The sequence below is a fragment of the Streptomyces sp. NPDC025793 genome (genome assembly GCF_055558375.1).
In genome coordinates this window covers 1-24,535 of record NZ_JBVHMR010000058.1, presented here as the reverse complement: position 1 = coordinate 24,535, position 24,535 = coordinate 1, and the positions used below count along the sequence as shown (strand labels likewise).

19 protein-coding genes and 4 pseudogenes are annotated in these 24,535 nt (G+C 66.5%); 14 read left to right on the top strand and 9 right to left on the bottom strand.

Translation table 11 applies throughout. The annotated features are described in order from the left end of the window. The first annotated feature begins 771 nt into the window (after window positions 1–771). From ACZ4MF_RS43990 to ACZ4MF_RS43980, 3 genes are read left to right on the top strand one after another with little or no spacing between them, the layout of a single operon-like run. Window positions 772–1,764 carry an ABC transporter permease gene (locus ACZ4MF_RS43990; protein WP_467499376.1) on the top strand — a complete coding sequence of 331 codons (993 nt, stop codon included), beginning with the start codon at window positions 772–774 and terminating at the stop codon, window positions 1,762–1,764. A gap of 3 nt (window positions 1,765–1,767) precedes the next feature. Next, entirely contained in the window at window positions 1,768–3,699 is a 1,932-nt protein-coding gene (locus ACZ4MF_RS43985; protein WP_467499374.1) for a dipeptide/oligopeptide/nickel ABC transporter permease/ATP-binding protein, read from the top strand. Continuing rightward, window positions 3,696–4,676 (top strand): oligopeptide/dipeptide ABC transporter ATP-binding protein, encoded by a 981-nt coding sequence (locus ACZ4MF_RS43980; RefSeq protein WP_467499372.1) that lies wholly within the window; start codon window positions 3,696–3,698, stop codon window positions 4,674–4,676. The genes ACZ4MF_RS43985 and ACZ4MF_RS43980 overlap by 4 nt, the downstream gene beginning before the upstream one ends. A gap of 63 nt (window positions 4,677–4,739) precedes the next feature. On the opposite strand, the gene ACZ4MF_RS43975 is transcribed toward ACZ4MF_RS43980, so the two are convergent. Next, window positions 4,740–6,185, bottom strand: coding sequence for a PucR family transcriptional regulator (locus tag ACZ4MF_RS43975; RefSeq protein WP_467499370.1), 1,446 nt, complete (start codon window positions 6,183–6,185; stop codon window positions 4,740–4,742). Between the two features lie 87 nt (window positions 6,186–6,272). Between ACZ4MF_RS43975 and ACZ4MF_RS43970 the strand changes: the two genes are divergently transcribed. Then, complete coding sequence (locus tag ACZ4MF_RS43970) at window positions 6,273–6,413, top strand: hypothetical protein (RefSeq protein WP_467499368.1); 141 nt, start codon at window positions 6,273–6,275, stop codon at window positions 6,411–6,413. A 180-nt stretch (window positions 6,414–6,593) separates the two neighbouring features. Here the strand turns inward: ACZ4MF_RS43970 and menC are convergent, their stop codons facing one another. The 4 genes from menC to ACZ4MF_RS43950 all read right to left on the bottom strand — a co-directional run bounded on the left by menC (window position 6,594) and on the right by ACZ4MF_RS43950 (window position 11,196). Next, window positions 6,594–7,697, bottom strand: coding sequence for an o-succinylbenzoate synthase (menC, locus tag ACZ4MF_RS43965; protein ID WP_467499367.1), 1,104 nt, complete (start codon window positions 7,695–7,697; stop codon window positions 6,594–6,596). After that, window positions 7,694–8,620, bottom strand: coding sequence for a GNAT family N-acetyltransferase (locus tag ACZ4MF_RS43960; RefSeq protein WP_467499365.1), 927 nt, complete (start codon window positions 8,618–8,620; stop codon window positions 7,694–7,696). The genes menC and ACZ4MF_RS43960 overlap by 4 nt, the downstream gene beginning before the upstream one ends. After that, the gene (locus ACZ4MF_RS43955; RefSeq protein WP_467499395.1) at window positions 8,617–9,753 is read right to left on the bottom strand and encodes a M20 family metallopeptidase; all 1,137 of its coding nucleotides are present in this window, start codon (window positions 9,751–9,753) and stop codon (window positions 8,617–8,619) included. Before ACZ4MF_RS43955 ends, ACZ4MF_RS43960 begins: the two co-directional genes overlap by 4 nt. Before the next feature lie 75 nt (window positions 9,754–9,828). Next, entirely contained in the window at window positions 9,829–11,196 is a 1,368-nt protein-coding gene (locus tag ACZ4MF_RS43950) for a pyridoxal phosphate-dependent decarboxylase family protein (protein WP_467499363.1), read from the bottom strand. Window positions 11,197–11,578: 382 nt separating this feature from the next. Between ACZ4MF_RS43950 and ACZ4MF_RS43945 the strand changes: the two genes are divergently transcribed. The 5 genes and pseudogenes from ACZ4MF_RS43945 (at window position 11,579) to ACZ4MF_RS43925 (ending at window position 18,198) form a co-directional block, all read left to right on the top strand. Next, window positions 11,579–13,165, top strand: a complete 1,587-nt coding sequence (locus ACZ4MF_RS43945) for an ABC transporter substrate-binding protein (protein ID WP_467499361.1) — start codon at window positions 11,579–11,581, stop codon at window positions 13,163–13,165. 229 nt (window positions 13,166–13,394) lie between these two features. After that, window positions 13,395–14,900, top strand: a complete 1,506-nt coding sequence (locus ACZ4MF_RS43940; RefSeq protein ID WP_467499359.1) for a carboxylesterase/lipase family protein — start codon at window positions 13,395–13,397, stop codon at window positions 14,898–14,900. Between the two features lie 41 nt (window positions 14,901–14,941). Further along, window positions 14,942–16,447: an amidohydrolase family protein gene (locus ACZ4MF_RS43935; RefSeq protein ID WP_467499392.1), complete on the top strand. Its 1,506-nt coding sequence runs from the start codon at window positions 14,942–14,944 to the stop codon at window positions 16,445–16,447. Window positions 16,448–16,537: 90 nt separating this feature from the next. Continuing rightward, window positions 16,538–16,674 (top strand): annotated as a pseudogene (locus ACZ4MF_RS43930) (transposase); the annotation flags it as partial. 336 nt (window positions 16,675–17,010) lie between these two features. After that, the gene (locus ACZ4MF_RS43925) at window positions 17,011–18,198 is read left to right on the top strand and encodes an EamA family transporter (protein ID WP_467499357.1); all 1,188 of its coding nucleotides are present in this window, start codon (window positions 17,011–17,013) and stop codon (window positions 18,196–18,198) included. Between the two features lie 72 nt (window positions 18,199–18,270). Here the strand turns inward: ACZ4MF_RS43925 and ACZ4MF_RS43920 are convergent, their stop codons facing one another. Next, entirely contained in the window at window positions 18,271–18,585 is a 315-nt protein-coding gene (locus tag ACZ4MF_RS43920) for an integrase core domain-containing protein (RefSeq protein ID WP_467499355.1), read from the bottom strand. Window positions 18,586–18,672: 87 nt separating this feature from the next. Next, window positions 18,673–19,200 carry a transposase gene (locus ACZ4MF_RS43915; protein WP_467499353.1) on the bottom strand — a complete coding sequence of 176 codons (528 nt, stop codon included), beginning with the start codon at window positions 19,198–19,200 and terminating at the stop codon, window positions 18,673–18,675. A 31-nt stretch (window positions 19,201–19,231) separates the two neighbouring features. Between ACZ4MF_RS43915 and ACZ4MF_RS43910 the strand changes: the two genes are divergently transcribed. Further along, a protein-coding gene (locus ACZ4MF_RS43910) for an IS3 family transposase (protein ID WP_467499352.1) occupies window positions 19,232–20,403 on the top strand; the annotation gives its coding sequence in 2 pieces (ribosomal slippage) (window positions 19,232–19,496 and window positions 19,496–20,403; 1,173 coding nt in all). Window positions 20,404–20,538: 135 nt separating this feature from the next. Here the strand turns inward: ACZ4MF_RS43910 and ACZ4MF_RS43905 are convergent. Then, the gene (locus tag ACZ4MF_RS43905) at window positions 20,539–21,669 is read right to left on the bottom strand and encodes a serine hydrolase domain-containing protein (protein ID WP_467499350.1); all 1,131 of its coding nucleotides are present in this window, start codon (window positions 21,667–21,669) and stop codon (window positions 20,539–20,541) included. A gap of 233 nt (window positions 21,670–21,902) precedes the next feature. On the opposite strand from ACZ4MF_RS43905, the pseudogene ACZ4MF_RS43900 reads away from it, so the two are divergent. The 4 genes and pseudogenes from ACZ4MF_RS43900 to ACZ4MF_RS43885 all read left to right on the top strand — a co-directional run bounded on the left by ACZ4MF_RS43900 (window position 21,903) and on the right by ACZ4MF_RS43885 (window position 23,593). After that, window positions 21,903–22,732 (top strand): annotated as a pseudogene (locus tag ACZ4MF_RS43900) (IS5 family transposase). After that, window positions 22,729–23,049 (top strand): hypothetical protein, encoded by a 321-nt coding sequence (locus ACZ4MF_RS43895; protein WP_467499348.1) that lies wholly within the window; start codon window positions 22,729–22,731, stop codon window positions 23,047–23,049. The pseudogene ACZ4MF_RS43900 and the gene ACZ4MF_RS43895 overlap by 4 nt, the downstream one beginning before the upstream one ends. Beyond that, window positions 22,983–23,360: pseudogene (locus ACZ4MF_RS43890) on the top strand (transposase); the annotation flags it as partial. The gene ACZ4MF_RS43895 and the pseudogene ACZ4MF_RS43890, both read left to right, overlap by 67 nt. Continuing rightward, the gene (locus tag ACZ4MF_RS43885; RefSeq protein WP_467499346.1) at window positions 23,360–23,593 is read left to right on the top strand and encodes a hypothetical protein; all 234 of its coding nucleotides are present in this window, start codon (window positions 23,360–23,362) and stop codon (window positions 23,591–23,593) included. The pseudogene ACZ4MF_RS43890 and the gene ACZ4MF_RS43885, both read left to right, overlap by 1 nt. Window positions 23,594–23,736: 143 nt before the next feature. On the opposite strand, the pseudogene ACZ4MF_RS43880 reads toward ACZ4MF_RS43885, so the two are convergent. After that, window positions 23,737–24,432 (bottom strand): annotated as a pseudogene (locus tag ACZ4MF_RS43880) (IS3 family transposase); the annotation flags it as partial. Window positions 24,433–24,535 lie beyond the last annotated feature (103 nt).

Genomic DNA, 24,535 nt, shown 5'->3' with positions numbered 1-24,535 from the left:
AACCAGCCACTTCCGACACACGCCCTAGAACCCGCGAATTACGTCGAACCCGGGCGAGGGGCTGTTGCTGCCATTCGGCGCCACGCAACTTCGCCACGAAGCAAAGATCAGGTCACATCGCACCTCGGTGTCCGCCACTCCCCACAGCGGGCTCGTCAGCCGTGACCCTGCGCGCGCACTGGCAGCTGACGCGGGCCGACGCGCGGGGCGTCATCAGAGAGCTGATCACCAACGCGGTCGTGCACGCAGTCGTCACGTCCGGCACTGCTGGGCTACGCATCGTGCTCGCGCATCCCGCCGCGCACGGCATATGCTCGTCCTTGAGGTGCAGGACCCGTTGCTGTATCGGCTGGCGTCGGCCCTCGCGACGCTCTCGCCCCGGCGCGCGATGTCGGACTGGCGGGCGCGGGGCTGCGCATCGTCAAGGCACTCGGGCTCGAAGGTGAGAGCGGCCTGCGGGCTGGGCGAGAGACTGTCTGGCCGGGTTGGCCGCGCATGTGCCCACGGCATCGCTGTGTCGGCCAAGGCTCCATCGCATCGGACATCTCGCACTGGAACGGAGTGCGCAGCGCCATGGCGGAGCCCCGTGGCGTGAGAACGAGCGTGTCCTGATCAGCCGATCAACATGAGGACGGCGCGCTTTGCTTGGGTGGCTCGGTCAGTTGGACCACATCCCTGGCGTCGAGTTGTTCGCACGGACGAAGACTGCCCTCCGAGTCCGGCGCAGCATTACCCCCACTAATTGGCGGCTCTACCTCGGAGGCAATCGACGTGGCGATCGCTGCACCACCAAACGCGGCGCGGACCGGCCTAGCGGACAGCCCGTGGCTGCTGTTCGCAGCTCGCCGCGCGAAGCGGTTCGTGTTCTCCCTCTGGGCGCTGCTCACCGCCGCGTTTCTCGTGATTCACCTGATCCCGGGCGACCCGGTGCGTGCTGCCCTCGGGTTCAGCGCGCCGGCGAGCGCTGTCGCCGCTGAGCGCCAAGCTCTAGGCCTCAACGATCCGCTGTGGCTGCAGTACACCCACTACCTCGGCAACGTGTTGACTGGCCATCTGGGCACCTCGATCCTGAGCAACCTCCCGGTCGTGGAGGTGATCGGCACCCGACTGCTGGCCACCACGGCGATCGCTCTCCCTGCATTCCTCCTGGTGATCCTTCTGGCCGTTCCTACAGGCGTCGCCATGGCTGTCTTCACCCGCGGCGGGCGCAACCGCGGTGGTGAACTTGCATTCACCTGGAGTACCGTGCTGCTTGCCACCATCCCGGAGTTCTTGGTCGCCGTCGGGCTGGTGTACATCTTCGGAGTAAGCCTTAGATGGTTGCCTGTCGCGGGACAGGGGGGCTTTAGCTCGTACATCCTTCCAGTGTTTTCGCTCGCTGTCGGGCCGGCCGCGGTTCTGGCCCGAATCGTGCGCGTCGAGATGCTCTCAGTGCTGGAAAACGACTACATCCGAACCGCCCGTGCCAAGCGCCTGCCCGCACGCCTGATTTATCTCAAGCACGCGTTGCCGAACGCGCTCACCGCCACCCTGACGGTCGCCGGTCTCATGCTCACTGGGCTTGTCGCCGGGACGGTGCTCGTCGAGAACGTCTTCGCGTGGCCGGGGCTAGGTACCACGGGCGTGCAGTCAATCCAGCAGAAGGACTATCCAGTGGTCCAAGGGATTGTGCTGGCTTATGGCGTTGGCGTGTTGCTGGTGAACCTGGCTGTAGACGTCCTGCTTGCCATGCTGGACCCACGTTCGACGATCAGGGAGAACTGACCGATGCCCACCACACGAGCATCTCGGTGGATCGCGGTGCTGCGGACCCCGTTGGGTCTGTGCTCGGCCCTCTTGATGGCGCTCGTTCTCGCGATCGCCGTGCTGGGCCCAATCCTGTGGGGTACACAGGCCTCCGCGGTCGACACCACCGCACTGCAGCAGGGACCATCGGCCGCGCATCTACTGGGCACCGATAACCTGGGACGAGACGTGTTTTACCGCGTGCTGGTGGCCACGCGACTGTCGATCGAGCTCGCCGTCGGCGCCACCGCGTTGGGCGTCGCTGTTGGCGCGGTCCTCGGCAGCGCGCCTTCGGTGCTGCCCAGGCGTCCAGCCCGGCTGGTCATCGCGGTGGTCAACATCGCCGTGGCGTTCCCCGGGCTGCTCCTGGCGCTGTTCTTCGAGGTCATCTTCGGCGTCGGGATCAAGGGCGCGGTCCTCGCGATCGCGGTGTCGATGGTGCCGGGCTTCGCCCGACTGACCCAGACGCTGGCGGCCTCTGTTGCAGGGCGGGACTTCGTGGCTGCCGCGCGGGTCGCCGGAGTCAGCAGGATCCGCTTGCTGACCCGCCACATTCTGCCGAACATCGGTGAGCAGTTGGCTGTCAACGCGACGATCAGCGCGGGCATGGCGCTGTTGGTGCTTGCAGGTCTGTCGTTCCTCGGGCTGGGAGTCCAGCCGCCTGGTTACGACTGGGGACGCCTGCTCGGTGAGGGCTTGGACCGCATCTACACTGTTCCCACCGCCGCGATCGCGCCCGGCGTGGCCGTAGTGATCGCCGGTCTCGCCTTCAACCTGTTCGGCGAGACCGTTGCCGCGGTCGTCGGGATCCGCACACCGGTGCGCCGCATCTCCGCGCGGCCCGCTCCCGCCGGCAGGCTTGACGCCCCGAACGCTGGGAGCAAGGACGGCGTACTCGTGGTGGACAACCTTCACGTCGCCTTTCCGCACGGCGACGGGTGGACGACGCCGGTACGCGGGGTAAGCTTCACCGTCCACGCGGGCGAGGCGGTCGGCGTCGTCGGCGAGTCCGGGTCAGGGAAGAGCCTGACCGCGCTCGGCGCGTCCGGGCTGATCGAGAACCCGGCGGTGGTCACTGCGGACCGCCTGGAGTTCGCCGGCGCGCCGCTTGTGGCCGGTGGCACCCGTGAGCACCGTCGCCTGCTCGGAACTTCGCTCGCGATGGTCTTTCAAGATCCCATGACATCGTTCAACCCGACCCGCCGAATCGGCCGTCAGCTCGCGGAGGTTTCCGAACAGCACCAGGGACTGTCGCGCAGCGAGGCATGGCAGCGTGCGGTAGACCGGCTGCGTTCGGTACGGGTGCCCGCGCCGCAACAGAGGGCGCGCCAACATCCGCACGAGTTCTCCGGTGGCATGCGCCAGCGCGCCATGATCGGGATGGGGCTGATGGGCGAGCCGAAACTGGTCGTCGCTGACGAACCCACCACGGCGCTGGACGTCACCGTTCAACGGCACGTGCTGCGACTACTTTCGGACATACGTTCGGGTCGTGGCGTCGCAATCCTGCTTATCTCGCACGACATCTCCGTCGTGGTCCAGACTTGCGAGCGGATCTTGGTCATGTATGCCGGGCGGGTCGTCGAGGACCTGCCGACCGCGGAGTTGTTCACGACCGCCCGCCACCCGTACACCCGCGCACTGCTGGCCGCGGTCCCCGACATGCACACCGATCGGGACGCGCCGCTTGCGGTCATCCCGGGTCGGCCGCCTGAACCGCACCAACTTCCGCTCGGCTGCGCCTTTGCGCCGCGATGCAGCATGGCCGACGAGCGCTGTCGGGGTGTGGACCCGGCATTGGAACAGATCACACCACGCCACCGGGTCGCATGTTGGCACCAGAATGCGGTGAACCTTGTTTCACCGCATGCGACCGACCCGACGGCCACTCAAACAACGGGCGGAAAGCGATGAGCGAGCTGCGATTCAACGCCGTCAGCGTGCGCTACGGCAACCGGCGCACGGGCCTCAATGCTGTCGACGGCGTGGATCTCGTCGTGCCACCCGGGAAAGTGCTGGGTCTGGTCGGCGAGTCCGGGTCCGGTAAATCGACGTTGGCGCGCGCCGCGGTGGGCCTTGCCCCGGTGACAGCCGGGCGCATCCTGTTGGACGGACAGGCTGTGGGCAAAGCTACCCGTCACGCCCGCCGGCCCGTGCAGATGGTGTTCCAGGATCCGTATTCGTCGCTCGACCCGCGGATGACGATCGGCCGCTCAATCGCCGAGGCGATGCCACGCGGGCGAGGCGCCGCAGCGCGAAAGGCCGAGGTCGTGCGTCTGCTCGACCTGGTGAACCTCGACCCCGATCGAGCGGACATGCTGCCCCGGCAGCTTTCCGGAGGTCAGCGGCAGCGTGTCGCGCTAGCCCGTGCACTTGCCGGCCAGCCGGACGTCGTCATCGCCGACGAGATCACTTCTGCTCTCGATGTGTCTGTTCAGGGTGCGGTCCTCAACCTGGTACGCGACCTGCAGCGGCGCCTGAATTTGAGCATGCTGTTCATCTCGCACAACCTCGCTGTGGTGCGTTATGTCAGCGATGTCATCGCTGTCATGTACCTCGGGCGCGTGGTTGAGGTAGGCCCTGCCTCGGAGGTGCTCGCAGATCCGCAGCATCCTTACACCATGGAGCTGCTTGCTGCCGCGGATGCTGGTGAACCAGCCGCGTCGGGTGTGTACACGCAGACGATGCCAGGCGTCGACGACGCGGAACCGCCTGACCCCCACCATCCGCCTGCTGGATGCCGTTACCAGCAAAGCTGCCCGGTCGGCCCTCGCATAGTGGAAGACCACACGCTTTGCCGTACGGTCGATCCGACTGTCGGCGCCGAGAGCCGCATGCATCGTGCTGCCTGCCACTTCGCGAGCACTCGTCCCGGAGCGGCCCGCACCTGAGGAAGCAGGCGCGTGTGCTGCGATACCGCAGCGCACGCGCCCGCAGCTGAAGGACTGCTTCCTTCAGCGGGGGGTGCGCAAGTCTTCACCCACCAGGCGTGCCCCGGCCTCTTGCGCGCTATCCTCGTCCGCACCGTCCGGCGCTGGGCCGTTCTGCCCAGCCGCATGTTCCGATTGCGGAGGCCACAGCCGAAGATGGAACATCGCGGCGAACCGGGCGTCGGGATCGTCCAGGTCGATGTCCCCAACGTCTGCGAGCCGGCGCAGCCGGTACCGGAACGTGTTGGGATGTACGTACATTGCCGCAGAGGCCGCGGCGACATCACCAAATGCATCCAGCCATGCCCGCAGCGTCTTGACCAGCTCTCCCCGATGCTTGGCGTCATATTCAGCGAGGCGCGCCACCGGACCCGCAGGCACGTCGCGGCGCTGCGTCGCCAGGTCTCGCAACTCCAGTAGTAGGGCATCGAGTTGCACGTCGCTTGTCCTGGCTACCCGCCGCCCGCCGCCGTTGCTACGCAGTACGCGCAGCGCCCGATCCGCCCCCGATCGGGAGCGAGCCAAGCCCCCGGCGTCCGGGGCGACCGGACCGACACCGATCAAAAGATGTGAACGGTCGCCGACTCGCTCAAGGAAGTCGTTGGCGACACGTGCCACTCGCTCGTCGGCATCCGAGCGATCGCGCGGTACCGGTATGACGCCGTAGATGATGTCGCCGACGAGTGCGGCGACGGCCCCGGCGTGTATCGTAGTCAAATGCATCGCTAGCGCGTCAGCGATTCTCTGGCGTTCAGCGGCCAGATGCGCATAGATCGTCGCCGCGTTCGGCAGGTCAGCCTGCGTGGCGTACTGCAACTCCGAAGCGATCACGACAGTGCGCTGATCGGGCAGGCCGAGGCGGCGCAGCGCGTCGGGTGCGTCCGGTCCACCGTCGAGCGCCGTGGTCACCAGATCGGTGCGCAGTCTGCGCTCGACGTCCGTGCTGGCGCGCAGCCGCAGCAAGTGCAATGCGACGAGTTTACCAGCGTCGCACAATGCCTGGCTGCGTTCGGCACTGAGTGGGGTTCGCACAGCCGCCCAGATCGAGCCGAGGATCTCGTCGCCGGCGCGCACGGCCAAGGCCACCCGCGGCAGGTCACGCGCGCCGTTGCCGGTATTCAGCGGGGCGAGGAAGACGGGCTGGTCGCTGCGATACAACGTCTGGAACACGCCGCGCTGATTGAGGGTTTGCGTCACGTGCTCGGGCACGCAACGGCCGAGAATCGTCTCCACGCGTGCGTGGTCGGCTTCGTCCTGCCAGCCGGAGAAGGCGAGCACCCGGGAACTGCGGTCCTCGATGGTCACCGGGGCGTCCAGCAGTGCGGCCACAGCGTTCGCGACTGCGAAGAGGTCGTCCGTAGGGCGCACGCCGAGTGTCGCGGACGCGGCTTCGGCTATGTCTGGTTCGACGATTGCAGATCGAAGCGTTGCCGCGAACTGTGTCCATGACGCGCCGCGCGTGAGAGCCAACAGTGCGACACCAGACTGCTCGACGGCCGCACGGACTCGTGAGTTCACTGTTACAGGCGCGCGGACGACCAGGGCTGCGGCACCGCTATGCCCCAGCTGGACCAGGAGCCGTGCGGTGTCCTCTACGTCACATACGCCGACGCCGAGTACAAGGGCCTGCCGCGGCAGGGGCTGGTCGTCGGAGGGGTCGTGAATGACCACCCCGCCGATATCGTCAGCACGACGTGAATCTCCACATAGCAACTTCACCAGCGTCGTACCCAGGTCGTCGAGGACCCGGTCAAGACTGGCCCGTGGCCGCATATGAGGCACTAGCACCCCCTGGTGTACAGGGACGGCGGTCCGGAATAGATGGCATGGTACACCCGCGTTGTACCGACCTATCCGCACTTTGCGGGCGGGGTACGATCACCCGGGCAGCCACTCGTTGGACACGGTCACCGCCTCGAGTGCGTCCTGTACTGGGGTGACGCCGATACCCGGGCCGGTCGGCACCGCCAGATGCCCGTCTTCGACGCGGAATGGCTCAGTGATGTCGGCGCGGTAATAGCGATCGGACGCCGAAGTATCGCCGGGCAACGTGAATCCGGGCAGCGCGGCGAGGGCGAGGTTCGCAGCCCGGCCGATACCGCTTTCGAGCATCCCACCACACCACACCGGCACCCCATGTGCTGCGCACACATCGTGGATGCGGCGAGCCTCCAGATAGCCGCCCACCCGTCCCGGCTTGATGTTCACAACGCGGCACGCGCCGAGGCTGATCGCCTGCGCCGCCAGCCTGGCCGAGGTGATCGTCTCGTCGAGGCAGATCGGCGTACGGATCAGCTTCGCCAGTTCGGCGTGGCCGAGCAGGTCCTCTTCGTCGAGGGGTTGTTCGATCAGCAAGAGTTCGAACGGGTCGAGCCGCGCGAGAAGCGGCGCGTCCCCGAGCGTGTATGCGGTGTTGGCATCGACCTGCAGAAGCACGTCATCGCCGAACCGCTCACGCACAGCGCGGACCGGGGTGATGTCCCACCCGGGCTCGATCTTGAGCTTGATCCGCAGGTAGCCGGCCTCGAGGTAGCCTTCGACCGCGTCCAGAAGCGCGCCCACCGAATCCATGATCCCGACGGAGACGCCGCACGGAATCCGATCCCGCACTGCGCCCAGTTCACGCGCGAGCGGAACGCCGCGGCCGCGCAGTTCGGCGTCGAGCACGGCAGTCTCCAAGGCCGCTTTCGCCATCGGGTGACCCTTGAACGCGGCGAGAGTGGGGGCGACGGCACTGGCCGTCAGGCGAGATTGAGCCAGCGCCGGGACGAGGAACCGTCGTAGGACATCAGCGCAGCCGTCGAGGTATTCGGAGGAGTACAGAGGGTCGGCCATGGCGACGCATTCGCCCCAGCCCTCCGCCTCGGGCGTGACGACCCGGACCAGCAGCAGGTCGCGAGCCGTCTGGGTACCGAACGAGGTGCGGAAAGGGGCCACCAGCGGCATGCGCACACGCCGCAGCTCGACTCGAGACAGTTTCACCGCGGTCGCTCCTTTTCCACCACGTACCAGCCAGAGCGGTCGAATCCGGTGATCCTTCCGCCGTTCTTAAGTAGTCCGCCGAGTACCTCGCGAACCGCAATGCGCCACCGCGTGGCCAAAACAGGATCGGTCAGGCGTAGTCGTTCGATGTCCGCGGGCACCGCGACGAGTACGGTGTCCGCGTCGTCCCGGCCGCGGGCGGGTGCGCCGGTTTCGGTGATCCGCAGGCCGACCACGGCCCCATCCCTGAGGGCCGCCTGTGCGTCCGTGCCGCGGTACTCGCCAGCACTGGCAGCGACGACCTCAGGGGAACGCAGCGGCCATGCCACCAACAGGCGGTCGGTGTCGTCTTTCCCGTTGACCTTGTCGTGCGCGTCGCCGTAGAAATTGGGAAGGTATTCCACGCAGTCGGCTGCCAATTTGACAAAATTGAAATAGGCGTTGCGGCGGATCAGAGGATCGAAGGTCCAGGAGATCAGCCGAATCCCGTGCTGCAGGGCCCACGCGCGCTGATGCAGTTTGAGCGCGAAGCCGACGTCCCGGCCGCGCACCGTGGAGGCGACACCAGCGATGTGGCTGTGCAGCCCCGGGTCTTCAGGCGCGGTGAAGAAGGCGACACACGCGGCGACGAGGTTCTCGCCGTCGAAGGCCCCGCCCACGTAGTTCCCCGCCTTCACCAGGGCGCGCAGCAATTCTGTGGTCACCGGCGGATTCGCGGGCGCACTGCCCCAGATTCCCGTGTACAGCTCGCACACGGCCCGAAAGTGCTCATGCTCGGTAAGCAGTCTGATGTGTACGTCTCCGGCGCGGGCCACGGCGTCAGCCGTCGCTTGGGCGGCTGCCTGCTCGCGGTGGGTGATGCGCGGATCGCGCGCGGGCTCGGAGCCGGGCCTCGGCAGCTGGCCCGCCTGGGTATAGGTCATGGGTGCACCGTGTTTCGTGTCATCGGGGCGCCGACAGGCATCAACGGAGCCGGCGGTTCGCGCAGCAGGTCGCCGACGAGTGCGTGCAACAGGGCCGTGCGGCCGGGCAATTCCGCCACGTCCACGTGTTCGTCGTCCGCGTGCGCGCCGCCTCCGACGGCGCCGAGGCCGTCAAGCGTCGGTATGCCTACTCCGGCGGTGAAGTTGCCGTCCGAGGCCCCGCCCACGGCCAGAGCCGTCAGGGCTGGAAGCCCGAGACGTTGCGCGAGCGCACGTGCACGCTCAAATAGCTCTGCGGACGCTCTGGCGTCCAGTGCCGGACGGTTGGGACCGCCGGCCACCTCGATCAGCGCGCCGTCGAGGACGGGCCGCAGGGCGCGCATCCGAGCATCGACCCGGGCCTGTTCGGCACCTTCACGCACGCGCACGTCCACGCTGAACATCCCCCGCGCCGGCACTGTGTTCGCGGTCGTCCCGCTCGTCAGAGCGGTCGGCGTGACAGTTGTGCCCGCTGTGGCATCGGCCAGCCGTGTCACCGCGATGATCTGGTGTGCCAGCTCCACGGATGCGTTCACGCCGCGTTCGGGCTCAAGTCCCGCGTGCGCCGCGCGGCCCCTGATCCCGACCGTGTACTGGGACACGCCCTTGCGTTCAGACTTGAGTGCCCCACCGTCGGCAGCGGCCTCCAGAACGAGTACCGCCCGACAACCTGCAGCCTCGGATTCGATCAACGCGCGCGAGGTCGGCGAACCGAGTTCCTCGTCACCTGTGACAAGAAACGTGACGCCGTCCGGGTCTTCGAGGCTTGCGATGGCATGCAGGCCCATGACAAGCCCGGCCTTCATGTCCAGGCACCCGGGACCGCGCACGACGCCGTCGCGCACACTGAACGGGTGCGTCGCCAAAGTGCCCAGCGGCCACACGGTGTCGTGGTGGCCCAGCAGCAGAACTCTGCGGGGACCGCTACCTAGCCGCCACCGCAGGTGGGTACGACCTTCCGCCACGAGGTACTCCGGAGCCGTGCCCAGCAGTGTTGTGCCGAGTTCGCCCACGGCCCGCGCACTCCGCGCGACTGCATCGACGTCGGCTGATGGCGATTCAAAGGTCACGAGGCGTTCGATGTCCCCGAGCATCGCGGGCAGCTGCTTGGCGAAATCATGGACGGCTGTCGTGACGTCGTTGATGCTCACAGCTCTCCTCGCTCCTTTCTAGCCGCCGGCCGACGCCAGGGCGTGGACACGGTCATGAAGCATGTCAATGTAGTGTTCTGATTCCGGTTTCATCAGGACGCTCCGTAGAATGCGGGCCCCGTCAGCATCGGGGTGCACGCTGGGGTGGCGGGCGGAGAAGGCGTCCGCGGTCGTGCGAAGCAGGCTCACGAATACCGGGTCCTCGGTCGCCCTCATCCCGTTGTTCAGAACCCGTGCGGAGGCCTCGTCGATCGACGAGAGGCTGGCAGCCGCCCGCGGGAAGTACGTCACGATGTCGGTCTGCGGCTCCTGGTACAGAGCCAGTTGTTCGGACTGCGCGATCAGCTCCGCCCAGCGCAGTGCCGCGCGGCGCCCGGCGGCCAGAACCCGGCCCAGACCGTCGGCTGTCGGAGGCATCAGCTTGAACGTTAGCCACAGCGCGGCCGCCGATGCTCCCGAACGTGAGCATTCCAGACTGATCTCGCCCAGGTGCAGATCAGTCGACGTGTAGTAGGTGTATGGCGAGTCATGTACGAAAAAGCGGGCCGTGTTCGGATCCCGGAACAGGACTGCTCCGCACCCGTAGGGCTGCAACCCGTGCTTGTGCGGGTCGACGACCACCGAATCGCAGTCGCGTACGGCCGCCCACGGTGCAGGATCCAATCCCTCTGGCCCGTCCGCCCCGGCAAGCAGCGTAAAGAACCCCCCGTATGCCGCGTCCACGTGGACGCGGACCCCGTAACTGCGGCACATCGCGAGCACCTCGTCGACTGGGTCGATCGCCCCGAGCCCCGTCGTGCCCGCGGTGACGACCACAGTGCCGATCTCGTCGTTGCGCAGCCTGTCCTCGAGCGCGTTCAGGTCCATCCTGCCGAAGCGGTCCGCGGCCACCGGATAGCCGCGCATGCTCAGAAGTCCACACATCCGAGCATGCGTGTAGTGGCTTTCGACGCTGAACGCGACGCCCCGTCCGGGGTGTGACTGCCGGGCTACGTACAGTGCTTCAAGATTGGCGATTGTGCCACTGGTCGTCAGATGCCCAAGGTGCGAACTCAAGCCGAACATGTGTGCGAGTTGCGCTACGGCCTCCCGCTCCAGCCGTGCTGTGGCCGGCCCGCCGTCCAGCGAGTGGTTGTTCGGGTTCACCAGCATCGTGGCCAGATATCCGGCCACCGAGACCGGGTGTGGTGGCTTGAGCATCTGCCCGGCGTACCGCGGATGGAAGTACGGGTAGTTGTCGCGAAGCTGTCCGGCGAGCTCGTGCAGCGCGGTTTCCACATCACCATCGGCAAGCTGCAGTGAATCATGTATGTCGAACGCGCCCGCCTCCGCGGTCCACTTCTCGTGGTCGTCCAGTACCTGGCCCAGCCAGCGCCGCAGATCCATCGCGCCTCCCTCTCGCAGACGAGTAAGCGGCCCCACTGCCGCGCTGCGGACGGCCTTCTGGCAGCCGCCCATCGATTCGAACATTTATTCGCATGTTTAGTCCGAGCGCAGCACGCGACCGCTGCCGTCATCCTTCTCGCGTCATTGACCGGTGCTCTTGTCCGACGAGACGAAATACGCCAGGTTGGTTCGTGGCGAACGCACTAGTGCCACCTCCGCGCCTCCGGATTCGATAAGCGCCGTGGACGCTCCTTGCGAGCGGCCCGAATGGCCGCCAGCCACGGCGGGACCGGGTCGGCGATCCGCGGGAAATCAGGCCGCAGGAACGAGCACACGGTTCAGATCCATGGGGGCCGGTTTCCCTACATTTGCGGAGGGCACTATGAGATGCACACGCACCAACGCGGCCGGCGCGCTGCTCGCGGCAGCGGCCGTAGCACTGGCTGGCTGTAGCGGCGGGGGCGCCGCCAGTTCCAACCCGGTCAACAACAAGACCTTCGTCCTGGCACTCAGCGCCGACCCGGGCAATCTCGATCCCTCCATGAGTGTTCAGGTGCCTGAGAATCAGATGGCTGCGCTGATGTACGACCAATTGGTGTCCGTGGCCGCGAACGGCAAGCTGCAGCCCTGGCTCGCCGCAACCTGGAGCGGAACGAGCAGCCGGGCGTCTTTCACTCTGCGCCGAGGCATCACCTGCTCAGACGGCAGAGCACTGACCGCCAGCCAGGTGGCGGCGGACCTGAATTTCATCGCGACCCCCGCCAACCACTCGCCGTACCTGGGCCTGCTGGTCGGCCCCGGGGTTCACGCGATTGCCAACGACGCCACCCGCACCGTGCATGTCACCGCTGCGAAGCGCGATTCGTTCCTCCTGCGCAACCTCGGCAGTGTCCCGATCGTCTGTGCGAAGGGCACTGCGAACCGCAGGTTGCTCGCGGAGGGCAGCGACGGCACGGGGCCCTATGTTTTGAGCAAGGCCAAGCCCGGCTACCAGTACGTTCTCACCCGGCGCAAGGGCTATGCGTGGGGGCCCGGGAACTTCACTCAGGACCCGGTCGGCATGCCGAGCCAGATCGATGTGCGGATCGTCACCGACCAGGCGACCGCCGCGAACATGGTTGCTGCCGGCCAGGTCAACGTTGCGACGATCACCGGCAGCGACCAGAAGCGGCTCAAGGCCCAGGGTCTGAATCACGTGGACTACAAAGTGCCGCCCGGGATCCTGGTATTCAACGAAGCGCCAGGCCAACCGACCAGTGACCAGCTCGTCCGCCAGGCCTTGGTCCAAGGTCTGGATCTGCACGACGTGGGCTCCGTGATGACGGGCGGTAACGGGGTGCCGAGCACCGGCGTCGTCGCATTGGACCCTAAAGTTTGCACCGGCGACCCGGTAGCGGACAACGTCCCGCCCTACAGCCAGACGACAGCCGAAGCGACGCTGACCTCAGCCGGCTGGCTAACCGGGGCGGGAGGCGTGCGCACGAAGAACGGCAAACAGCTGACCGTGGCGTTCACCTACCCTTCGGGCGACCCTCAGATCGCAGCCGGGGCCGAACTGGTGCAGAAGCAGTGGCAAGCCATCGGCGTGAAAGTCTCGCTCACCGGCCTCGACACCGCCGGCCTCGGACGCGTGTTGCAGGGCACCGTTGACTGGCAGTCCGGGCTCGCCCCGTTCGAGTTCAACCTCCCCAGCAATCTGGTCCCCTTCGCCTCCGGACCGACCGCGCCGACCGGGATCAATTTCTCCGACATTAACAATCCGAAGTACGACAGCCTCGTCGCCCAGGCCGAGACGGTGTCCGACGCCGGGAGCTGCATCTCTTGGCAGGCCGCAGAAGCCTCACTCATCCAGCGCTCCGACCTGGTGCCGTTCGTGAACAGCGTTGACAGTGTCTTCGAGAACGGCGCAAGCGTGGAACTCGACCGAGGGCTCATCACCGCCACCTCGATCCGAATGTTCGGCAACTGACGCTTTGCGTCCGGGCCCATAATCTGTGCCGGTCTGACCTTCCTAGACCGGATCGACGCGGAGTGGATTTCCCGTCCCAAGCATTGCTCGGGACGGGAAATCCGACTATTCCGCGGCAGCCGCGCGCCGGAGCTGGGGCCATCAGCAGGACGAGGCCATCGCGAAGGCCAACATCACACACAAAGGTCAGTCTGTTCGGCCGATAGCGAGCAACATAAAGGAGAAAATCGTGATCGAGCCCCACAACGGGCCCGAGACCCGGACGACCGCGGGAGCAGTCCGTGGGCGCTGGGACGGCTCAACCGCCGTGTTCCAGGGGGTCCCCTACGCAGCGTCCCCGGACGGCGAGGGGCGATTCGCCCCGCCGCGACCTGTCCCGTCGTGGCAGGGAACCCGCGAGGCGGTTGCGCCGGGTCCGTCCGCGCCGCAGCCGGCCGGGCGCTCCCCGCTGATGCCACTGCCCACCGGCGAGACTGACGAGCGAGACTGCTTGACGGCCAACATCTACACGCCCGATCCACATGGCGCCCGCCCGGTCCTGGTGTGGATCCACGGCGGCGGATACCTCTCCGGATCCGGTGGCTGGGAGTGCTACGACGGCGCGCAGCTTTCCAGGATCGGCGACATCGTCGTCGTTACGATCAACTACCGGCTCGGTCCGCTTGGTTACCTGTACCTCGCCGGCGTGAGCGACGAACTCGGCGAGGGCAACTTCGGACTCCTCGACCAGATCGCGGCGCTGAAGTGGGTGCGCGAGAACATTGCGGCGTTCGGCGGTGACCCGAACGCGATCACGGTCGGTGGCCAGTCCGCGGGAGCCATGTCCACCGTGCTATTGATGGCTGCCGGGGATAGCCGCCCCCTGTTCCAGCGTGCCCTACTTGAAAGCACGCCCCTGGTGGATCCCGATCCGATTGCCACCGCGGACGCCGTCGCGCGCCGATACCTTGACCTGCTCGGGGTCAGGCCGGGGGCCGTGCGGGAACTGCGAACGATGCCCTGGCAGCAGCTTGTCTCAGCCTACGAACAGCTCCTGGGCATCTACGTGCGCTCGGGCCAGCCGGCCCCCCCGCTGGTTCCGGTCCTCGGCGGTGCTGCCGTGCCGGAGTCACCACTCGCCGTATCCGAGCGCGGCGAGACCCGCCATATTGATCTGCTCGCAGGCACTACGCGCGACGAGCGCAACTTCTACGAGTCGGTCGGAATTGACGACATCGAACCGGTGGCCGCGTTGGAACTGGTGCGGCCTTGGTTCGGCGACAAAGCACAAGAAGCGTACGATTACTACGCCCGGCGCCGCCCGGGTGCATCGACCTGGGCCACGGCGAATGACGCCATCGGCTTCGGATTGTTCGAGCGCGGCACTCTGCGGCTGGCCGAGTTCCAGGCGTCGGCGGGAAATCCGGGGTATCTCTACCGTTTCGACTGGCAGTCCCCAGGCCGCGGCCGCACTCTTGGCGCACCGCACTGCCTGGACCTTCCGTTCCTGTTTGGCAACTACGAAATCTGGGGCAAGTGTGGCCTGCTTCTCGGCGCCGACCCCACGGTCGTGCATGGGTTGACCATGGCGTTCCAGGACTCGGTGGCTGCTTTTGTGAGGACCGGTACGCCGAGCGTGCCGTCAGTTCCCGCCTGGGAGCCGTACGAGACTGGCCGCCGAGCCACTATGCGCTTCGACAAGGTCATCGAATGCGTTGGCGACCTCGCAGGTACTCAGCGCACACTCGGCACTTGATCCATACGACAAGCTCAGCTATTGCGTTCGCTGAGCGAGACATGCCAGAACAACCACAAAGGCGAAGGAGCCCGACCATCGAACACGACCTGGTGCTGCGCGGCGGCCGCGCCTTGGACCCTGAGACGGGGCTAGACGGGATCCGGGACGTCGGCATCACCGCAGGACAGATCACAGCCGTCTCGCCCGGACCACTACGCGGGCGCACCATACTAGACGCGACAGGCTTGTTGGTCTGCCCAGGATTCATCGACTTGCACAGCCATGGCCAGCAGATCCCCGAGCAGAGGCTCCAAGCGCTCGACGGAGTGACCACGGCGCTGGAACTCGAGGCCGGGGTGCTCGGCGTCGAGCAGGCCTATCGACGCGCGGCACAGGAGGGCAGGCCGATCAACTATGGCTTCGCCACCTCCTGGGCGGCCAGCCGAATGGCCGTGACTATCGAGAACGCGGACTTCGGCCACGTCGATGTCGCGATGTCCCACATCGGCGACTCGGCGTGGCAGCGACCAGTCAGCGGCGCCGAAGAGGCGCGCATCCTCGAGCGGCTCGAATGCGATCTCGCCGAGGGCGCCTTGGGGATCGGTATCCTCATTGGTTACGCGCCACAGACCGAGCCTGCGGAGTTCAAGGCCATTGCCCGGCTGGCCGCAGCACACGGTGTGCCGACCTTCACCCATGCACGCGGTCTGGTTGAGGACGAACCCGACACGCCCATAGACGGCGCGCTGGAGCTTGTTCGTGCGGCCGAAGCTACCGGCGCCCACATGCACTGGTGCCACATCAACAGCACCTCGCGCAGACACATTGACCGCGCGTTGCGGCTGCTTGAGGACGCGACTGCGGCGGGTGCCCGCATCACGGCCGAGGCGTACCCGTTCGGCTCCGGCATGACCGCCATCGGGGCCGCATTTCTCAGCGCGGACAATCTGAAGCGATGGGGCCTTAGTCCCTCACACGTGGTGTATGCAGTGACTGGCGAGCGGATCGCGGACGCGGCCCGGCTCGAACAGCTGAGGGCACAGGACCCCAGCGGCCCCGCGTTGATCGAATTCCTCGACGAACGAGATCCGGAGCAGCGCGGGTACCTCGAGCGTGCCCTGTTGTACCCGGACACTGCTGTCGCGAGCGATGCCGTCCCGCTGCGCTGGCCCGGGCCGCGCCCCGACCCGTATGTGTGGCCGCTGCCTGCCGGCGGCGTGGGCCATCCGCGCAGTGCAGGGACCTTCGCACGGTCCTGGAGGACGATGGTCCGGGAGCGCGGCAAGTGGACGCCACAGGAAGCCAGCCGCCGGTGCAGCCTCATCCCCGCTCAGATCCTCGAGAGCAGTGCTGGAGCAATGCGCCTGAAGGGTCGGCTGCAAGTCGGCTGCGACGCCGACCTTGCTGTCCTCGACCTGGAAACGATCAGCGACCAGGCCACGTACAAGGACACCACCAGGGCTTCGACTGGCGTGAGGCATGTCCTCGTGAATGGCGCATTCATCGTGCGTGATGGCGCGATTGTCACGGACTCGCTGCCTGGGCAGCCACTCCGTAGTTCGTAAGGCGAGCTCAGCGAGGGTGTGGTGGACGAGCAAGCCTCGGGGCCACCACACCCTGCGAGAAGCGGCTACGGCCGACGGAGTTGGACGACCAGGGTGCTGTGCGAGAGCATCCTGCTGGAGCTGATCGAAGGCGAGGCCACCGAGGCGATCGGTGCCGCCCACGCGAGCACTCCGACCAGCGCACGATGTGGCGCAACGGGCACCGGGAAAGGCTAGGGGCCACTCAGTGGGTGTTTGGTGTTGATTCGCGATGGGCGTTTCAATCCATTATTTCCTTTTAATCCCTAACGTGCATGGTCTGAAATGCCTGGAAGCTTCTTATCGGCGGGAACCTTCTGCCCTATTGCTAAGCCAGGCGGAATCCAGCACCGAGAAGCGGATCAAAGGGGCGCACAGGTCGGTGCTCGGAAGGCCGCGAAGGCGCACGTAAGGAGCAAATCAACCCGAAGGCTGTTGGCCGCAGGGGTGATTTAGCGCCACGATTTATCCCTAAACGCCCACTCAGATGGTGGCGCGTAGGCTGATGTCCGTTTCGTCGTTGAGGTTGGGCAAGTGAGCCGGTCGTGGGCTTGCCGGACGGTTACGGTCCCGGCCGGGTGAACAACTCGGGCTGGGTCTCGGTCAGGATTCCTGCGGTCGGCCAGGCGCTTGAGTTTGGTGCGCCCGTGATGCGCCGATGCTATCCAATCTGCGGATCCCTGCCCGATGGTGGGCAGAATTCTTGGGTTCTTGCTGCCCTAACTTCTCGCCATGTGCAGGAGAAAACCGGAGGGAATATGAAGGCGCGCTGGGGCACGGGGCGACAGGTGGCAGGGCCGAAGGCTTCGGCGGGCCTCGAACAACTTGCTGATCGACCGCAATCGATGTCAGGGATGGCTTGGCTCGCGCTCGCGGTCGTCTACATCGTGTGGGGTTCCACCTACCTCGGCATCCGGATCGCCGTCGAAACCCTGCCTCCGCTGCTGTCGGCCGCCGCCCGCTTCACCGCCGCTGGCGCCCTGCTCCTCGCCTGGCTGGCGTGGCGACGAGGTACCGCAGCGCTCTACGTGGCGCCGCGTCAGCTCGCTTCTGCGGCACTCGTCGGCCTGCTGCTCCTGACCGGTGGCAACGGCCTCGCCTTCCTCGCAGAGACGCAGCTGCCCTCCGGCCTGACTGCGCTGCTGGTGGCGCTCACGCCGGTGTGGATGATCCTTTTGCGCGTCGGCAGCGGGTACCGGCCCAGTGTCATGGCGCTCGTCGGCGTTGGACTCGGGGTGTTGGGGCTTCTTGTCCTCACCGCACCGGGCCTGAGCGGCCGGACAGCGGTAACCGGCGTCATTATGATGGTCGCCGGTACGCTGCTGTGGGCGCTCGGATCCGTCCTCTCATCCCGCATTCCACTGCCCGGCGACGCGTTCGTGGCCACCGCCTACGAGACGGTGGCTGGCGGCATTGGCTGTCTGTTCTTGGCGATTCTGCACGGTGAGCCGTCAGGCTTCCACCTGCACGCCGTCTCGGGCCGCTCCTGGGCTGCCCTCACGTACCTCGTCGTATTCGGCTCCCTCGGCGCCTTCACCTGCTACGTGTGGTTGCTGCAAGCGGCGCCTCTCTCTGTGGTGTCAACCTACGCCTACATCAATCCCGTCGTCGCAGTCATTCTCGGCGCTCTCGTCCTCCACGAACCTCTCACTCAGAACCTCGTCATCGGCGGCACAGTGACCGTGGCAGCTGTTGTGTCGATCGTCACTGGCGAACGCCATCGCAGCAGGTAGCCAAAAAGCGCCTGTCCTCCCAAGAGGGCGGCACGTGCGTGGGGCTTCCACCTTGATCGTCGACACCGGTTGTCATGCAGTGATGGCCAGCGTAGTTGATCTCTGTTCGAAGGCGACCGGCGCGAGGTAGCCGATTGTGGAGTGCCTGCGCTGGTGGTTGTAGAAGCCGAGCCGGCGGAAGACCGCGAGTCGCGCGGCCCGTTCTGTCGGCCAGCCGCGTCGGCCGGGCAGGATCTCCCGCTTCAGCGAAGCGAAGAACGACTCCGCGGCGGCGTTGTCCGCGGATGTGCCGACCGCTCCCATGGACCGGCGGATCCCGGCCCGGTGACAGGCGTCGGCGAATGCCTTCGACCCGTACTCCTTGGACTCAACCGGTCGTCGCAACACCGGCCGCTGATCGGAAAATCGAGGTTCGGGAGGGCAGGCGGCAGCATCCGGGCCGCTTGCGGACCGGATGACGGTGAGACGGGACTGTCAGGCTGATGCCGGTGTAAGTGCGACCTGATGGCCGAGGGCCTGGAGCTGGCGGACGAGGTCGCGGGTTCTTCGGGCGGGGTTCAGGTGGCGCTGATGCCAGTCGCTGCCGAGTTCCTGGTAGGACGCGTCCGGGTCGTTGATCAAGTGCCAGGTGATGACAAGTATCGAGCGGGCGACGGCGACGAGCGCTTTGGCGTGTCCGCGGCGTTTGACAATGCGGCGGTAGCGGGCGCCGAGGAAGGTGTCGGTGCGGGCGGCGGCGTTGGCGGCCTCGCCGAGGGCGCCCTTGAGCCAGGGGTTGCCCTGCCCGGCCGGCCCCGAGGTGTTCTTCGCCCCGGACTGGATCGTCCGTGGACACAACTTGGCCCACGAGACGAGGTGTTCGGGGCTGGGGAAACGGCTCATGTCCGCGCCGATCTCGGCGAGGATGATCTGCGCGGTGGCCGGCCCGATCCCGGGGACGGCGTCCAGCTTCTCAGCCAGAATCCGTGGGGCCCTCCACCTTGATCGTGGACACCTCGACACTGGATCTTGAGTCCAGGGAGAGGAGTCCCAGGTGGGGACCTACAAGTACTCGACGGAGTTCCGGGCCGACGCGGTGGCGTTGGCCCGTTCGTCGGGCCGGCCTGTCTCACGCATTGCCGCCGGGCTCGGCGTGAATCACGAGACGCTGCGGCAGTGGATCAAGACGGCGGAGAAGGCCGACAGGCCCGAGACGGTTGCGGCGTCGGCGAAGGACGCGGAGATCGCGGCCTTGCGCAAGCAGGTGCGCGAGCTGGAGATGGAACGTGACATCCTGCGCCGGGCGGCCAAGTATTTTGCGGGCGAGACGAACTGGTGAGCCGCTTCGAGTTCGTTGCCGACCACCGCGGCGCCTTCGGCGTGAAGCGGCTGTGCACCGTCTTGAACCTGTCGAGGTCCGGGTTCTACCGGTGGCTGAAGACCGCGCCGGCCCGCGCCGCGAAGAAGGCCGCGGACGCCGCACTCACCCGACGGATACGCCAGGTCCACGCAGAGTCCGGGAGGACGTACGGGGCCAAGCGGATCAGCGCCGAGCTTCGCGCGGACGGCTTGATGGTGAACCGCAAGCGCGTCGAGCGGCTCATGCGCCAACACGCTATCCGGGGAAGGAGGTTGAAGCGGCGGCACCGCACCACCATTCCGGACCCCGCCGCCCAGGCGGTGCCCGATCTGCTGCGGCGGAACTTCACCGCGTCCGCCGCCGGCCGGGCCTGGGTCGGTGACATCACCTACCTGCCCATCGACGGCGGGAAATTCCTGTATCTGGCCACCGTCATCGACGTGTTCTCCCGTCGCCTGCTGGGCTGGTCGATGGCCGATCACATGCGGGCCGAGCTCGTCACCGAATCGCTCCACGCGGCTGTCCGCACTCGTGGGGGCCGGGTGGAGGGCGTCATTTTCGACAGCGATCACGGGGCTCAGTACGGTTCGAAGGCGTTCGCCGACGTCTGCCACCGGGCCGGGATCCGCCGGTCTATGGGAGCGGTCGGCATCTCGGCGGACAACGCTGCCGCGGGGTCGTTCTTCGCCTCGCTGAAGCGGGAGATCCTGCCCGGCCGGCGCGGGTGGCCGACCGCACGAGCCGCCCGGCTCGCAGTCTTCAGCTGGCTCGGCTTCTACAACCACCGGCGCAGGCACTCCACGATCGGCTACCTCGCGCCGGTCGCCTTCGAACAGAGATCAACTACGCTGGCCATCGCTGCATGACAACCGGTGTCCACGATCAAGGTGGAAGCCCCCCATAGAGGCCCCCCGGGTCCAAGAACAGACGCCCTGCGACCCGTCACGACGTGGCCAAGACCATCAAACAGGCCGAATCACGCACCCGAGCAAGCTCGACTCTCATGACTCCTTCCGCTCACCGTCAGGCTCAACTCCCAAGAAAGCCGCCTCCAGCAGATCGCGATAGAACGCAGTTGCATCCGCGGGAATCCGGTTGGTGCATGCCGCAAGGACTCTGGTGCCCTTAGGGTCGACCGCAAGCCAACTGCTGAACCCGGGAATCTTGCCGCCATGACCCCACACCCGCAGACCACTGCCAAGATCGCTCGCCACCAAGCCAAGCCCGTACCCGTCCATCGGCTCGGTCGACACGACCGCCTCAGTCATCATGGCCAGCTGTGCCGCTGGCAGCAGTTGGCCGTCGAACAGCGCCCTGCCAAAGACGATCAAGTCGCCGACACTGGAGATCATCTCGCCTGCAGAGTCGGCCATACTCGGACTTAGTTCACTTACGTCGGTTATTGGGCCGAACTGCCCCTCTGATGTGCCGTCTGCGTGGTAGCCGGAAAAGCACGGTGTACCAATTTCCACGCCCAGCGCGGGAGCGACGGTGGCATGCAGACCGAGTGGGCGCAGGATCCGGTCGTGCACCTCCGCACGCCAGTCGCGGCCCGTGACTTTCTCGATGAGACGGCCCGCGAGGACATATCCGGTGTTGGAGTATGCGAACCGGCTTCCCGGCTCATGCAAGAGCGGCTTGTCGACGGTGAGCGTGATCAGTTCGTCCGGCGTATAGCACTGCAGACGGCTCGCGCTGGTGAGCGGGAGTTGCGCGACGAAGTCGGGCAGTCCCGCGGTGTGCTGAAGGACCTGACGCACCGTCATGGAATCGGCGTGAGCAATACAACTTGGCAACCAACGCCCGAGCGAGTCGTCGAGCGCGAGCGTTCCCTCGGCATCAAGCTGCAGCACCACTGTGGCGACGAATATTTTAGTGAGGCTGCCGATCCGGAACCGGTCCTCGGCAGCGGGCGCACGCCCGGACTCAATATCGGCACAGCCTCTGGCGAAGACGCTGACGCCCGCTGCATGATCCCAGACTGCGGCCAGCGCGCCCGGTGCGTCCGTTTCGACGATGGAGTCGAGCACCCGCTCGACGCGTGCGGCACGGACGCTCGCGGTGCCGTCCTTCACGTCGGCCTTGCCGGGTGCGGATCCATCGATCGTCCGGCCGTCCCGCGACCTGTGCATGCAAGCCTCCATCGTCAACGCGCACTCCAGGGGATAAGCGGTTCCATCTTGAGCTCACGCTGGAGGCTGCCGCCTGTCGTCACGGACAAAAAACTACGCCCGTATTCGTGCCTGCCACAAACCTCTGTTCTGAGAGTGCGGAACGTGACCTTCCGTCCGGCTTGTCATCGCTGGATGGTGTGACGTTGGGGCATCGCCGCCGGTCAGGCGTCCGGGGTACGCTGGCTTGTGGCATGAGCATGCGCAAGCCGTACCCGAGCGATCTCACTGACGAGCAGTGGGAGCTCCTCGAACCCGTGATCACGACGCGGAAGGCCCGGCATCCGTCGGTCAGCGGGCATCAGGGCAAGTACGCGATGCGGGAGATCGTGAACGCGATCCTCTACCAGAACCGCACGGGTTGCCAGTGGAAGTTCCTGCCCCACGACATGCCACCGCCCGGAGCGGTGAAGTACTACTCCTACCTCTGGCGCGACGAGGGCACCGGCCAGGACATCCACGACCTGCTGCGCCGGCAGCTGCGGAGAAGCGGAAACGAGTAGCCGACCCGAGCCTGGTGGTCCTGGACACGCTGAGCATCCACGCCGCCGTCGGAGTCCCGGTCACGACGACGGGCCGGGATCCCGCGAAGAAGTTGCCGGGCAGGAGGAGATGCCTGGCCGTGGACGTGTTGGGGCTCGTCGTCGCGGTCGTCGTGCTCGCGGCGTCCGCACATGAGAACACCGCCGGCATCGCGCTGCTGGACCAGGTCGCCGGGCAGAGCGGCACGGTGAAGAAGGCACTGGTCGACCAGGGCTTCAAGAAGAAGGTCGTCGAGCACGGCACGAACGTGGGCATCGACGTCGAGATCGTCGAACGCAACCCGACCGACAAGGGCTTCGTTCCGCAGGCCCGACGGTGGATCGTGGAGCAGACGAACGGGATCCTGATGTTCTACCGCCGCCTCGTACGCGACCACGAACACCGTCCCGCCTCCTCCCGCTCCCGTGTCCTGTGGGCGATGACCTCCGTCATGAGCCGCCGCCTCACCGGAGCCACCCCCGCCTCCTGGAGAACCGGATGAGCGAGAACCTACAGGTCACAGCCATCCTGGAACACATCGAGGCCCGCGAGCACGAACTGGCCAGCCAGGCCAAGCAGTTCCGGGCCCGCATCGAAGAACTCAGCCGACAGCTCCGCGAGGCCGACGCGGAGAACGAGAACCTGCGCATCACCCGCAAGACCCTCCTCGCCCTCCCCATGCCCTCACCCGCCGCTGAGTCGGAGCGTCCTGACATCCCGGACCACCCCGCCTACCAGCAGATCCTCACTACCTGGACTCCGGCTGTGCAAGCGCCGAACTCATCGTCGGTGCCCGGGCCACCTTCGGCATCACCCTGATCACACCACTGCTGACGGACACCTCCCGCCAGTACCGGGAGAACGTCGGCAACCAGGGCGAAGCCTTCGCCATCGACTGGGACGCCTGTCAGGCCACCTGCCCCCAGGGCGCCACCAGCCGGTTTTCGAGCCCGGCCAAGCAGAAGGGGCACGCCGTAGTCGTGGTCCGCGTCGACCAGGCCGACTGCGGCCCCTGTCCGGTCAGAGCAGCATGCACCAACACCTCCCGCTGGGGCCGCCAACCCACTCTGCGGCCACGGGCACTGCACGAACTCATCCACGTCAACCACACCGCTCAGCAAGACCAGGCATGGCACGCCAAGTGCGCCCTGCGAGCGGGCGTCGAGGGCACGATCCGCCAGGCCATAGCGGTCACGGCAGCCGCCGCGCTCACTATCGGGGCCTCGCGAAGACCCACCTCGAACACGTCTACTCCGCCGTCGCCCTCAGCCTGATCCGCCTCGACGCCTGGTGGAACGGCCAGCCCCTCGACCACACCCGCACCAGCCACCTCGCTTGCCCCGATCTCGCCCTCGCCGCCTGATACCCACATTTGGCCAGCAGGGGTGACATGATCTTCGACGGTCGCCAGCGCAGTCGGCCGTCGTCGATGTAGTACTGGCCGATCCAGACATGCCGCGGTGCCTGCACCGCTTTGAGGTTCCCCCGTCATGCGGGAGGTGCTGATCAGCTGGTCAGCAGGGGTTGATGGGTGTTCAGATTCGTTGGTTCGGCCGTCGTCTGCCCGGCGTAGTGCTTCTCCTCGAACTCGATCGGGCTGAGGAAGCCGAGACGTTCCTGGATGCGGCGGGAGTTATAGAAGCCGTCGATGTATTCGAAGAGCGCGAGGTTGGCCTCGGCCCTCGTGGTGAAGGTGCGGCCGCGGATGCATTCGGTTTTGATGAGCATCCAGAGGTTCTCCGCGAGGGCATTGTCGTACGAGTCCCCGACGGAACCCATGGACGCCTCAACTCCCGCTCGCATCAGACGAGTTGTGAGCTTGATGGATGTGTACTGGCAGCCGTGGTCGGCGTGATGGATGAGCTTGCCGGGCTCGACCTCACGGGACGCGAGCGCGTACTCCAACGTGGTCAGGACCAGGTCGGCGTCCGCGCGGGCAGAGGTCTCCCACGCGACCACCCGGCGTGAGAACGCGTCGCGGATCGCCGAGAGCCACAGCGGTCCCTCGCCGGTGGAGACCATGGTGAGGTCGGTGACCCACAACCGGTTCGGCGCCGGTGCGGTGAAGTCCCGGTTGACCAGGTCCGGGGCGAGCGTGGCCTTGGGATCGCGGCGCGTGAAGCCCTTCCGCCGCGGGCTGACGCCCGCGATGTCGGCCTCGCGCATCAGGCGCTCGACCCGCTTGCGGCCCACGCGCGTGCCCTCGCGTTTGAGTGGGCGTTAAGTCCGATCTTCCTCGGTTCGTGATCGCTCGATCGTGGTACTGACAGCCGTACGAGCCGTCGGGTGGGCATGTCCATGTTGA